The sequence below is a fragment of the Prolinoborus fasciculus genome (assembly GCF_056724605.1).
Window position 1 is genome coordinate 1 of the sequence record NZ_JBWZQN010000011.1, and the last position, 12,426, is coordinate 12,426.

The 12,426-nt window shown below is 40.8% G+C and carries 11 protein-coding genes and 1 rRNA gene; 11 read left to right on the forward strand and 1 reads right to left on the reverse strand.

The annotated features are described in order from the left end of the window. The 8 genes from rrf to hisC all read left to right on the forward strand — a co-directional run bounded on the left by rrf (position 1) and on the right by hisC (position 7,343). Positions 1-115: ribosomal RNA gene (rrf, locus tag AC1P5O_RS04050) — 5S ribosomal RNA — on the forward strand. A 197-nt stretch (positions 116-312) separates the two neighbouring features. Further along, the gene (locus AC1P5O_RS04055; RefSeq protein WP_004646021.1) at positions 313-1,764 is read left to right on the forward strand and encodes an RNA polymerase factor sigma-54; all 1,452 of its coding nucleotides are present in this window, start codon (positions 313-315) and stop codon (positions 1,762-1,764) included. A 183-nt stretch (positions 1,765-1,947) separates the two neighbouring features. Continuing rightward, positions 1,948-2,280 (forward strand): ribosome hibernation-promoting factor, HPF/YfiA family, encoded by a 333-nt coding sequence (gene hpf, locus AC1P5O_RS04060; RefSeq protein WP_004646022.1) that lies wholly within the window; start codon positions 1,948-1,950, stop codon positions 2,278-2,280. A 133-nt stretch (positions 2,281-2,413) separates the two neighbouring features. After that, on the forward strand, positions 2,414-2,665 hold the full coding sequence (ibaG, locus tag AC1P5O_RS04065; protein WP_004646023.1) for a BolA family iron metabolism protein IbaG: 252 nt from the start codon (positions 2,414-2,416) through the stop codon (positions 2,663-2,665). A gap of 7 nt (positions 2,666-2,672) precedes the next feature. Continuing rightward, the gene (gene murA / locus AC1P5O_RS04070; protein WP_004279150.1) at positions 2,673-3,929 is read left to right on the forward strand and encodes a UDP-N-acetylglucosamine 1-carboxyvinyltransferase; all 1,257 of its coding nucleotides are present in this window, start codon (positions 2,673-2,675) and stop codon (positions 3,927-3,929) included. Continuing rightward, a complete protein-coding gene (gene hisG / locus AC1P5O_RS04075) occupies positions 3,929-4,630 on the forward strand; it encodes an ATP phosphoribosyltransferase (protein ID WP_004646025.1) in 702 nt (233 codons plus the stop codon). Before murA ends, hisG begins: the two co-directional genes overlap by 1 nt. Before the next feature lie 198 nt (positions 4,631-4,828). After that, a complete protein-coding gene (gene hisD, locus AC1P5O_RS04080; RefSeq protein WP_499005718.1) occupies positions 4,829-6,121 on the forward strand; it encodes a histidinol dehydrogenase in 1,293 nt (430 codons plus the stop codon). A gap of 133 nt (positions 6,122-6,254) precedes the next feature. After that, positions 6,255-7,343, forward strand: coding sequence for a histidinol-phosphate transaminase (gene hisC / locus AC1P5O_RS04085; RefSeq protein WP_004646027.1), 1,089 nt, complete (start codon positions 6,255-6,257; stop codon positions 7,341-7,343). Positions 7,344-7,444: 101 nt separating this feature from the next. On the opposite strand, the gene AC1P5O_RS04090 is transcribed toward hisC, so the two are convergent. Beyond that, positions 7,445-8,776, reverse strand: coding sequence for an anthranilate synthase component I family protein (locus AC1P5O_RS04090; protein ID WP_262458953.1), 1,332 nt, complete (start codon positions 8,774-8,776; stop codon positions 7,445-7,447). Between the two features lie 259 nt (positions 8,777-9,035). On the opposite strand from AC1P5O_RS04090, the gene filA reads away from it, so the two are divergent. The 3 genes from filA (at position 9,036) to filC (ending at position 12,416) form a co-directional block, all read left to right on the forward strand. Next, complete coding sequence (filA, locus tag AC1P5O_RS04095; protein ID WP_005262610.1) at positions 9,036-10,154, forward strand: putative pilus system protein FilA; 1,119 nt, start codon at positions 9,036-9,038, stop codon at positions 10,152-10,154. Positions 10,155-10,342: 188 nt separating this feature from the next. Beyond that, positions 10,343-11,176, forward strand: a complete 834-nt coding sequence (filB, locus tag AC1P5O_RS04100; protein ID WP_168730685.1) for a putative pilus system C39 family peptidase FilB — start codon at positions 10,343-10,345, stop codon at positions 11,174-11,176. Between the two features lie 55 nt (positions 11,177-11,231). Beyond that, positions 11,232-12,416 carry a putative pilus system protein FilC gene (gene filC / locus AC1P5O_RS04105; RefSeq protein ID WP_499005720.1) on the forward strand — a complete coding sequence of 395 codons (1,185 nt, stop codon included), beginning with the start codon at positions 11,232-11,234 and terminating at the stop codon, positions 12,414-12,416. The last annotated feature ends 10 nt before the right edge of the window (positions 12,417-12,426 follow it).

Sequence of the window (12,426 nt, forward strand, 5' to 3'; positions counted from 1 at the left end):
GCTGGCGACCATAGCAAGAGTGAACCACCTGATCCCTTCCCGAACTCAGAAGTGAAACCTCTTAGCGCTGATGGTAGTGTGGGGTTACCCATGTGAGAGTAAGTCATCGCCAGCTCATTATTCGAAATCCCCCTCCGCTAAGGCAGAGGGGGATTTTTTTATGCGCAAATTTAAGTATTTAAACAATTATTAGTCGCGAAAGACTAGAAATTTAAAATCCAATTTGTATGTTTTTTAGTAAATCTGTGTTATAAAAAATAAAACGGCATAAAAATTGCTTATAAAACGGGATTTTCTATTAAGGGGGTAACAATGAGATTATCAGTGGGCATAAAAATTGCGAACTCGCTGTCATTAACTCCACAATTACAGCAAGCAATTCGGCTATTACAACTTTCAAGTCTGGAATTGGAACAAGAAGTTCAGTTGCAACTTGATAGTAATCCTCTATTAGAAAAAGTTGAAGAGCAAATTACCCTTGAAAGCTTATCTACAATTGAATCAAATAATGAAAATCACGATCTAACCAATGAACTTAATGCCGATCATCTGCCTGATGACTTACCTGTAGATACCGATTGGGATGATGTTTATACCCATCAACCTACAAGTCTGGGGGCAGCCGAGTTCGAAGAGCGTGAAGATAATCGTCAAGGGCATCAGAGCCTGCAAGAATATATGCTAGAACAAATTAATCTGCTGAATTTTTCACAGGTTGATAAATTAATCGCTTATTGCATAGTCGATTCTTTGGACGACAAAGGTTTTTTAGATGCTGAGTTGAGTGAAATTACTGCATCAGTACAACATTTACTCTCTTCTATGGGGTCTGAAGAAGAAATTGAAGATGATGAGGTTGCCGTTGTATTAAAGCATATCCAGCGTTTGGATCCGGTAGGTGTAGGTTCTAGAAGCTTGGCAGAATGCCTATTAGTTCAACTTGATAATTTACCTGCGTCAACCCCTTGCCGAAATGATGCGATCAAACTTCTGCAACATTATGAATTGTTGATTACCAATGAGCTTCCTAAGCTGATCAAACAGACTGGCTTAAATCCAGAACAGTTGCGCTGTGCCGTAGATTTGCTAAAAACATTAAAACCGCATCCTGGTCTGGAATTTGAAAACAAGGAATCGGATTATCAGGTGCCAGATGTCGTGGTGATGAAAAAGAATAACTGCTGGCAAGTCAATTTAAACTCGGATGTGCTGCCAAAGTTACGCGTCAATTCTTTTTATGCCAAAATGATTCGTCGTGCAGATCAAAGCGATGATAATCAGTACCTGCGTAATCAGATGCTGGAAGCGAAGAACTTCATTAAAAGTATCGATGAGCGACATAAAACCTTATTGAAAGTCGCGACCTGTATAGTGGAACATCAGAAAATGTTTCTGGAAATTGGTGCGGAAGGCATGAAACCTCTTGTTTTAAGAGATATTGCTGAAGAAGTCGAATTGCACGAGTCGACAGTTTCGCGTGTCACCACCAATAAATATATGCTGACCCCGCGTGGTCTATTTGAACTGAAATATTTCTTCTCGAGCCATGTTGGTACAACTTCTGGAGGAGAAGCATCCTCTACCGCCATTCGTGCCAAAATCAAGAAACTGATTGCTGAGGAAAATGCCCGTAAACCTTTATCTGACAATACTATTGCCAATATGTTGAAAGAAGAAGGGATTGATGTGGCACGACGTACGGTGGCGAAATATCGTGAATCGTTACATATTCCTTCATCTTCTGAACGAAAAGTCTTGATCTGAAATTTAAAATCTGGCTATTCTAAAGATTCATTATGACAGCATAATGAATCTTTTTTCTTTTGAGGAACAGTGAAATGGTTTAATCCAGTACTTCAAATACGAATTTTTTATTTATAAGTTACTGTATTTAAATTATTTTATATTGTGACTCTTCTAATCCTAACGAAGGTGAGGGATAGAACTATGCAAATAACAATTCGTGGACATCATTTATCGATTACGCCAGCAATTGAAGAACGTATAAAAACCAAGTTTTCACAAATGACTAAACACCTGGATCAGGTAAATAGTATGCAAGTGAAACTCTCTAAAGATCATCAAATTGATAAACGCTCTCGGAAGGGCAGCAGTAATCATATCGCAGAGGCGATTATCAGATTACCGGGAATCGAGTTTTTTGCCCACGCCACTGCTGATGATATGTATACCTCAATTAAAATTTTGACGGAAAAATTAAAACGACAGATTGACCGCTATCGGGAAATGCATTTACAGCAGCATGCTTTGGCCTTATAAAGGACAAATGATAAAAAAGAGGTTTTAAAAGCCTCTTTTTTTTATATATATAATGTATGGATCCATGAATTATTTTTGCTATTTATAGTAAAATGGCTCGTTTTACACCCTTAGTCCTATAAGAGGTCTTGTGATGAATAATGAACAGCTCACTGAAATTTTAAAAGCCGCTTTTCCCGAGGCGGATGTTGCTGTGAGTGGTCAGGGCGGAAAATTCGATCTCCGTATTGTGGATGATCAATTTGAAGGTAAGCGTCCAGTTGCACGCCAACAAGCTGTTTATGCTCCTCTCAATGCCCATATTGCCAGTGGTGCAGTTCACGCAGTAACGATTCGCGCGATGACAAAAGAAGAATGGCGCAAAGCAAGCTTATTTGGAGCTTAATCATTTAATGGATAAATTTTTAATTCAGGGCGGTATCAAGCTCGAAGGTGAAGTGCGCATTTCTGGTGCAAAGAATGCAGCACTTCCATTATTGGCAGCAATGATTCTGGCTGATACCCCGATTACGCTCAGAAATGTTCCTAATCTAAAAGATGTCAATACGTTGGTGAAGCTGATTGCTGGTCTTGGGATCACCATGACTTATGAAGGCGATACGGTTGTTGCTGATACGTCTACATTAGATAACCAGTTCGCACCGTATGAGCTCGTAAAAACTATGCGTGCTTCTATTTTGGTGCTTGGTCCATTATTGGCGCGCTATGGCAGTGCAAAAGTGTCTTTACCAGGCGGTTGTGCGATTGGCTCCCGTCCTGTCGATCAGCATTTGAAAGCTTTAGAAGCTTTAGGTGCCGAGATTGAAGTCGAAGCTGGTTATGTACATGCCAAAGTCGATGGTCGCCTGAAAGGTGGCGAAGTCGTTTTTGATATGGTGACTGTAGGTGGAACAGAAAATATTCTGATGGCTGCCGTGTTGGCCGATGGTGTGACCACGATTCGCAATGCAGCACGTGAACCTGAGATCACTGATCTTGCGCAAATGCTGATCAAGATGGGTGCCAAGATTGAAGGTCTAGATACCGATACTTTAATTGTGACCGGTGTCGAACGTCTGCATGGCTGTGAATATGCGGTTGTTGCTGACCGGATTGAAACCGGTTCATATCTGGCAGCAGCAGCGATCACTGGCGGTCGTATCAAAACCACGCATACTGATCCATCCCTGATGGAAGCGGTGCTGGACAAGTTTGAAGAAATGGGCGCAGAAGTGACCCGTGGTGACGACTGGATTGAACTGGATATGCTGGGTAAACGTCCGAAAGCTGTCAGCTTCCAAACCTTACCACATCCAGAATTTCCAACCGATATGCAAGCCCAGATTATGGCTGTGAATGCCATTGCTCAAGGCTTTGCGACAATTTCTGAAACGATTTTTGAAAACCGTTTCATGCATGTTCCTGAATTGGCACGTATGGGCGCCAATATTCAGGTTGAAGGTAATGATGCTGTGGTAACTGGTGTAGAAAAACTTTCTGCTGCACCCGTAATGGCAACAGATTTACGTGCTTCGTTCTCTTTGGTGCTGGCAGCACTTGCCGCTGAAGGTGAAACGCTGATTGACCGTATTTATCATATTGACCGCGGTTATGAAGATGTAGAAGCAAAGTTACAAAGTTTAGGTGCCCAAATTAAGCGAGTAAATTAATGAGCGATATGAGAAACGATGATCCAAACTTTGACGTAATGGGCAATTTTGATCATGGTTTAACTTTGGCATTAAGTAAGGGGCGTATCTTAAAAGAGACTTTACCTTTGCTAGAAACAGCAGGGATTAACCTTTTAGAAGATCCTGATAAATCTCGTAAATTGATTTTCCCGACCACGCATAAACAGGTTCGTATCTTAATTTTACGTGCTTCAGATGTACCGACTTATGTTGAAAATGGTGCAGCCGATATTGGTGTGGCCGGTAAAGATGTATTGATGGAACATGGCGCGCAAAACGTCTATGAACCATTGGACCTGAAAATTGCGGTATGTAAATTGATGACCGCCGGTAAGGTGGGGATGCAACGTCCTAAAGGTCGTTTAAAAATTGCGACCAAGTACGTGAATTTGACCCGTCAATACTATGCCAGCCTTGGCGAGCAGGTTGATGTGATCAAGCTGTATGGCTCCATGGAACTTGCACCACTGGTCGGTCTGGGCGATTACATTGTCGATGTCGTAGATACAGGCAATACTTTGCGTGCCAATGGTTTAGAGCCACTTGAAGAAATCTGTAAAGTGTCTTCGCGTTTAATCGTGAATAAAGCCAGCTTTAAGCGTAAGCAAGCGTTGTTAAATCCGATTCTGGCACAGCTTGAAAAAGCCGTGGAAGAACGTGAAAAGGCCAAACAGGCCTAAATTTGTTGCATAAAAAAACCGTCCTCTTAGGGCGGTTTTTTTATTCGATTGAACATAAATATGATGTAAATTCTTTCATCAATTTTACCAAAAGCTATTTCCAATAAAACTCATAGGGCTAGAGCACTATAGCTGCCGACAAAAGTCTGGAAAACAGGTAAACTAAAGCCTTCGAATTCAAACCTGATGGGTAAATTGATGCGACGTTTATCGACCCAAGATCAAAACTTCAAGCAAGCATTTGCTGACTTGTTGGCTTTTGAAACTGTTAATGATCCTGAACTTTTAAAAACCGTAGATCAAATTATTGCTGATGTTCGTCAGCATGGTGATGCTCAAGTTCTTAAACTCACTCAACAGTTCGATCGACATCCGGCGCATCAATTTTCAGATTTAGAGTTAAGCCAAGAGCAACTAAAAGCTGCCTTCGAGGGTCTAACAACTGAAGTGCGCGAAGCCTTAGAACTTGCTGCATCACGCGTGCGTGAATTTCACCAGGCACAAAAACAGGACGGCTGGACCTATGTCGATGCTTTGGGGAATACGCTCGGTCAGAAAGTGACCCCACTGGATCGTGTCGGGATTTATGTACCGGGTGGTCTGGCATCTTATCCATCTTCAGTATTGATGAATGCGGTGCCTGCACATGTCGCAGGAGTGCCGGAAATTATTATGGTGGTACCTGCACCGAATGGTGATTTAAATCCATTGGTATTGGCGGCTGCATATCTGGCAGGCGTAACGCGTGTCTTTACAATTGGTGGTGCGCAAGCGGTTGCGGCATTGGCTTATGGTACAGAAACCATTCCATCAGTCGATAAAATCACAGGTCCGGGGAACCGTTTTGTGGCTGCGGCAAAACGTGCGGTGTTCGGTCAGGTCGGTATCGACATGATTGCAGGACCTTCTGAAATTCTGGTCTATGCCGAAGGCCAAAATAATGCTGAATGGCTGGCGATGGATTTACTTTCGCAAGCTGAGCATGACACTGTGGCACAGGCCATTTTCATTACACCAGATGAACAGTTGCTGAATGATGTTGAGCAGGCGATTGAAATGCATCTGGCAACCTTGCCAAAGGCAGAAATTGCCCGTACCTCGATTGCCAATCGTGGTGCTTTGGTCTTGGTGAAAGACCGCCAAGAAGCATCGGATTTGATTAATCAGGTGGCGCCTGAGCATTTGATGTTATGTTTAGATGATGCAGAAGCAATGTCTGATAGCATTCGTCACGCAGGTGCAATCTTTATGGGTCGTTATACGCCTGAAGCCATTGGTGATTACTGTGCCGGTCCAAACCACGTCTTGCCAACTTCAGGTACTGCGCGTTTTTCATCGCCACTTGGTGTCTATGATTTCCAGAAGCGCTCAAGCCTGATCATGTGCTCACAAGAAGGTGTAAAAACTTTAGCAAAAACCGCGGATATCTTGGCGCAACAAGAAAACCTGGATGCACATGCGCGTTCAGCACGTTATCGTTATCAATCATAAATAGCATTACAACCTCTCACTGACCCTCTCCTAAAAGGAGAGGAGAATTTAAACCACAAAAATCTTGTGTCTTTAGTAATGAAAATTCCTCTCCCTTTGGAGAGGTTAGGAGAGGGTTTAAAGAGAATACAAAATGAATATCACAACAGAACAAATGCGTTTTTGGAGTCCTGAAGTACGTGAATTAAAACCGTATACTCCAGGCGAACAACCAAAAATCCAGAATATTTTAAAACTTAATACCAATGAAAATCCGTATCCACCTTCACCCAAAGTGGTAGAAGCGGTTCAAAAGGTACTTGCGAATTCGGCGGATGTTTTGCGTTTGTATCCAGACCCTGATGCATCAGAGTTGAAACAGGCGATCGCTAAACAACAAAATGTACCTGTTGAAACCGTATTTGTTGGCAATGGCTCAGATGAAGTCTTGGCGCATATCTTTAAAGCATTTTTTGTTCAAGAAAAACCTGTACTTTATCCAGATATTACCTATAGTTTCTATCCAGTTTATAGTCAGTTTTTTGGCGTCAAAACCAAAATCTTGCCACTCAATGATAACTTTGAAATTGTTGTAGATGACTATAAACAAGCTAATGGCGGCATTATTATTACTAATCCTAATGCGCCGACCAGTATTGATCTAGGTTTGGCTGCGATTGGAGAAATTTTGCAAGCCAATCCGGATTCAGTGGTGGTGATTGATGAAGCCTATGTCGACTTCGGTGCAGAATCAGCAGTCAAGCTGGTTGAGAAATATGAAAATTTAGTGGTATGTCAAACCACATCGAAGTCACGTTCTCTTGCTGGTCTGCGAGTGGGTTTTGCGATTGCTCAGCCACATTTGATTGCAGCACTTGAAGCAGTCAAAAATAGCTTTAACTCTTATCCGATGGACCGTTTTGCGATTGCTGCAGCGGTAGCTTCATTTGAAGATCAAGCCTACTTTGAAGCACAAAATGCAAAAGTGATTAAGAGTCGTGAAAAGTTGGTGTCCCAATTAAATGAGCTTGGTTTTAAAGTTTTACCATCGAGTGCTAACTTTATTTTTGCCTCATTGCCATTTAAGGATGCAGGCGAACTTGCAAGTGAGTTGCGTGAACGTGGCATTATCGTACGTTATTTTAACAAGCCACGTATTAACCAGTTTTTAAGAATTACTATTGGTACAGATGAGCAAAATCAGCGTTTAGTGGATACATTAAAAAACGAGATTTTAGTTTAATCTCTCAAAACCCCTCTTTCATAAAGAGGGAATTTTTCCTCTCTTTTTAAAGGGAGGCTAGAAGGGATTAAAAAAGCGAATCAAATGATTCGCTTTTTTATTTATTCAGGCTGATACCACGTATTTAACAGATCCAGCATTGCTGAAATTTTATCAAAACATTCTTGGTATTCCGCATCACAATCCGAAGAAATGGTAATACCACCACCCGCCCATAAAGAAACATCTTCCTGATATTTTTGGATGGAACGAATCAGGATGTTCCAGGAACCGGTACCATCAAAATTAAAATAACCCATTGATCCACAATAAGCCCCACGTGCTGCACCTTCCAATTCAGCAATAATCTGCATGGCACGAATTTTAGGTGCGCCCGTAATTGAGCCACCTGGTAGGGCTGACATTAACACCTCGAAAGGATTCACATCTGCTTTTAAGGTCGCTTCTACTTCGCTCACCATATGATGCACTTGATTAAAACTTTCGATATTAAATAATTTAGGTGTTTTAACCGAGCCTGTTTCCGCATAAACACTTAAATCATTACGTAATAAATCCACAATCATGACATTTTCTGCCTGATCTTTTTCCGATGCTTTTAAGGTGTGTTTAGATTGTTCATCCAGCACTGGATCGCTATAGCGTGGCATGGTGCCTTTAATTGGTTTGGTGATAATTTTCCGATTTTTTTCGAAGTCAATAAATAACTCGGGTGAGCAGCTGAGTAATTCAAAATCACCAATACGCAGATAACCCGCATAGGGCGCTTCGGTTAATGTCCAGAATGCTTGGGCAGTCGCTAAGAGGGAGCCTTGGGCACGACCTTTAAATTCTTGGGTCAGATTAATCTGATAGCAGTCACCTGCAACAATATAGTCCTGAATTTTCTGAAAAGCCTGAGTATAGACAGATTTGGTCCAGCGTGAGCTACAAGGATTGTTTAAATGAAATGTCGGGTGAATTTTATCTTGGTTAAGTAAGTTCTGAATATGATTGAAAATCTGTTCTGCCTGTGGATCATCACTATAGAACATCCAGCCATCAGGGGTTGGTTTAATGTAGGAAGAAAATTGACCAATAAATAAACCAGGTTGAGTACGATCTGGATAATGAATATATTGTTGAGCCGCATAATCATAGCTGATAAAACCAACATAACCTCCATGAAATCCATTCTTTTGAAGATTTTTTAATGCATCGATTGCTAAATTAAATTCAGATGGGCTGGGTTGATATTGTTCAATCCCTGTTCTTTTAAAAGACTGAATTTGTGATGTCTGCGCAACAAAATATTCTTGAGCGCAGCAGGCAATAAAAGGCTGACCATTATTATTTAAATACACCAGATGATCTAATGTCTTCAATGCGGATAATAGATCTGTAACCAGACGTGATTCAAACTTTAAGGGACGATGATAGAGAGTTTCGGTCATTCAGTTATGGAGAGTTCAATATGACTCACTATTTTATATCAAGAAGTCAGGAAAATATTTTTAAATCATGAAATACCGTTTATCGGTAAGCGACAGATTGCGACCAACAACAGTTGATCAAAAACTGACTCGACGCTAATTTAAGTGGGCTAGCAAATTACTCAAGGAAAGATGCTTAAGCTGTCAGAAAATAAAAAATACAGCCTAAACACTGAGTAATTCACAACCAAAAAAAATAGTACTCTTGGGAGAGTAAACAATGAAAAAATTTACAAAATTAGTTTTAGCGACTTCAGTTGCATTTAGTGCCAATGCGATGGCGATGCAAGCAATGGATGATGCATCTCTAAGCGAAACAACGGGTCAAGACGGTATTAGTATTGGTATCGGTATTTCAAAAATTGAAATTGAAAAACTATTTATTCATGACAATGATGGTTTATCTTCTGGTTCTACAATGAAGTCAACTGGTTTATTATCAGATGCAAGTGGTGTTGTATATAAAACTGGTACATTGGCAACGAATCAAGGTGGAGCGGTAGTAAATATCAATACACGAACCGCTTCATATGACCCTGTTGCAAAAGATGTCAGCTTAGGTGGTACAGGTGGGGCTGCTGCAATCGTAATCTATGGTAATGGTGAAGTAGGTCATAAGAATGAAAACCATGGTGTTGTTGTTGGTGCAAACTATGATGACAATGGGGCTTACTTACTAGCTTCGCGCAACCTTATGGATTTAAAAATTGATTCAGATGCAAATGGTGGTGATCCGTTCATTAACATTGCAGCTGAAGTTTCAGGCTTAGACATCAGTATTGGTAAAATTGGTGTTGTATCAAGTGGTGCTGAACCAGCTGCTAATGCAAATACTATTCGTCGTGGTGGTCAAGGCAAGGTTAATGACATTTTGTCTGGCTTATCTCTTAAAACAGGTCCTATGTCTGCAAACATTCAATTGGGTGCAGCACCTCAAGGCGCGATGATCAAGTTGAATGCGACAATGATTGGTGGTTTAACAATCAACGATTTGGGTATTCTTGATAATTCAACAGATGGTGCAACAATTGCTGCAGGTGTAACAACGGATGGTCCCGGTGAAATCTTTATCGACAGTATCAAGCTTACAGATGCTAATTCTAAAAATTTAACTTTAAATCAAAATATTAGTGTATTTGGTGAGTCAACTGTAAATAAAGGTTTTATTCGTATTGTCAGTACAAGTGGTGCGCATGATAACTATGTGAAAGGTATTCATTTAGGTAGCCGTGATGCTGCATCAATTGGTGATATGGAAGTTCAAGGAATGCAGACTTATTATAGTCCAGCGCAAGGTACATACCATCCAGGCGCAGTTATTACTATTTCAGGTCACTAATCTTCATTTAAAAAAAGCGCGTGTTTACACGCGTTTTTTTTATGACTAAATCATTTATCCAAAAAATAAAAAAAATGCTGTATTTTTTTGAAAAAGAAGGTATCTTTCTAGTTACAGGGAAGTAGAGTGAATGCTCTATAAAAAGAAAAATAGGCGCATCATGCCCATTATAAGAAAAGTTAATAATTATGTTAGAGATCGCGTTGGGCTCGGCATTGATGTATTACGCTGCCAAAGAAGCTCTGGATATCAAAAAACAGCCAAATGGTGCTGTTCACTATACTGAAGTTCTTGATTCAAGAAATGACTCTTTTGTACGTATGCACCGTGAAGCTGTAGAAGTAAAACCGGCACTTCTGGATCAGTTTCAGGGCATTGTACGTCAGGCTTATGATTATAGTTGTGGTTCGGCAGCGCTTACGACCCTGCTCAATGGTTATGTCGGTACGCAGCTGGATGAGCAGCAAGTCATGAGTGGGCTGATGAAATTCGGTGAAACGGATAAAATTGTTGAACGCCGTAGTTTTTCTCTGCTTGATATGAAGCGCTTTGTGTCAGCCTTAGGGTTGGAAAGTGGAGGCTATCGAGGGGAGTTCAAAGATTTAGTTAATCAAGATCAGCCCGCCATTGTTCCGATTTCCTATGCAGGATTTAAGCATTTTGTAGTTTATAAAGGTTATAAAAATGGCCGGGTTTATGTTGCAGATCCAGCACTTGGTAATATCAGTTTTGAGGAACGGCGTTTTCAGGATATTTGGGAAAATAACACTTTGTTCCTGATTAATGTACCTGAACAATATCGCAAAAAATTTCTAGCATTAAAAGAATCAGATATGCGTCATGTAGAAGATGCTACGATCAATCGCTATGCCTTGGTTGACATGCAGTATCCACAATTTTATATGGACAAAATTGCTGATAAAGCTTCTACGATCCGTATGGACCGTAATCGTAATACAGAGTCAGAAAAATTTGGGGAATATCAACATAACTTCCTGAGACTGTATTACAAGAATAAATAAAATGAAAAACAGTAATAAAAATTAAAATGGTGAAATGGATATGAACAGTAAATGGATGAACAAGACGTTCTTGGCACTGAGCATTCAAATGGTAATGGGCGTTGCATTTGCTGCAGAAGAACCAGCACTAGGTGAATACGAAACAGTTGATGAAGAAGTTGTCGTTGAAACTGCTGCATCTGTACCCGATCAAACTAGGCAAGTCGAAACGCAGGCTGCAGAAGAGTCAGAACTAGGTGAATATGAAGCGGTTGAAGAGGCTGTCGTGGAAACAGCAGCACCTGTAGAGACTCAGGCTAACCAAGTAGTAGATGCATCTCAAGCTTTACAGCAACAAGAAGGAGATGCTACTCAAGCAGCTAACCTGGAAGAAGTGTTTACGTCAAATGAACGCCAATACTCTCTGATAAAACAAGGCGAAATTTCATCATATTACGATATTGATTATACCTATTATCGAGACACCCAACTTGATATAGAAATGGCACAGGGCCAATTGTATCAACTACGTGTTCAAGAAAATGCAACACATAGTATGACTAATACTTTCACTTTCCAATATGGCGTGAAAGATAACCTGACCTTGACTGCATCCCTACCTTTAGTGGCCAAAACTGACTTGTTAAAAGATACGTCTACGGCAGGCTTGGGTGATATTAGTCTGGGTGCTCGCTGGGAGCCCTTCCCACTAAAAGCAGGTCGTCTGCCTCTGATTTTATTTGGTAATTTATCAACTAAAACCGGTGATAGCCCTTATGAAATTAATGCCGCGACAGATCTGGCAGCAGGAAAGGGCTATTACTCTGCTGGAGTGGGTGCTAGTACACGTAAATACATTGACCCAGTTGTATTGTTTGCATCGGTTTCTGCGAACTATGGTTTTAAAGAATCGGGCCTGAATCAGCGTCGAGGTAGCCGGATTATTGAGGAGTTTGAACCTGGTGTTAGTGGAGGCTTTGCCTTTGGTTTCGCATATTCATTTAACTATGATGTTTCGATGACCATGTCCTATCAGCAAAGCTTTAATACTGGTGCGGAATTTAACTATAACACTGGTGAAAGTTATTCTGCTGCAGATCAGACCAGTTCTACCTTTGCAATTTCCTTAGGGGTGCGAGTTTCTCCAGAAACAATTGTTAATGGTACCGTTGGCCTAGGGCTGACCGAAGATGCACCGGATGTTTCGTTGGGACTGTCATTCCCACTTGATATTTTAGGTTTTGGTAAAAAAATTAGTTAATAGGGGTGTC

What these genes read in the sequence shown, in the direction of transcription:
- hpf (WP_004646022.1), top strand. Translation starts at nt 1,948, where the DNA reads ATGCAAATAACAATTCGTGGACATCATTTATCGATTACGCCAGCAATT.
- hisC (WP_004646027.1), top strand. Translation starts at nt 6,255, where the DNA reads ATGAATATCACAACAGAACAAATGCGTTTTTGGAGTCCTGAAGTACGT.
- filB (WP_168730685.1), top strand. Translation starts at nt 10,343, where the DNA reads ATGTTAGAGATCGCGTTGGGCTCGGCATTGATGTATTACGCTGCCAAA.
- AC1P5O_RS04055 (WP_004646021.1), top strand. Translation starts at nt 313, where the DNA reads ATGAGATTATCAGTGGGCATAAAAATTGCGAACTCGCTGTCATTAACT.
- hisD (WP_499005718.1), top strand. Translation starts at nt 4,829, where the DNA reads ATGCGACGTTTATCGACCCAAGATCAAAACTTCAAGCAAGCATTTGCT.
- murA (WP_004279150.1), top strand. Translation starts at nt 2,673, where the DNA reads ATGGATAAATTTTTAATTCAGGGCGGTATCAAGCTCGAAGGTGAAGTG.
- hisG (WP_004646025.1), top strand. Translation starts at nt 3,929, where the DNA reads ATGAGCGATATGAGAAACGATGATCCAAACTTTGACGTAATGGGCAAT.
- AC1P5O_RS04090 (WP_262458953.1), bottom strand. Translation starts at nt 8,776, where the DNA reads ATGACCGAAACTCTCTATCATCGTCCCTTAAAGTTTGAATCACGTCTG.
- filA (WP_005262610.1), top strand. Translation starts at nt 9,036, where the DNA reads ATGAAAAAATTTACAAAATTAGTTTTAGCGACTTCAGTTGCATTTAGT.
- filC (WP_499005720.1), top strand. Translation starts at nt 11,232, where the DNA reads ATGAACAAGACGTTCTTGGCACTGAGCATTCAAATGGTAATGGGCGTT.
- ibaG (WP_004646023.1), top strand. Translation starts at nt 2,414, where the DNA reads ATGAATAATGAACAGCTCACTGAAATTTTAAAAGCCGCTTTTCCCGAG.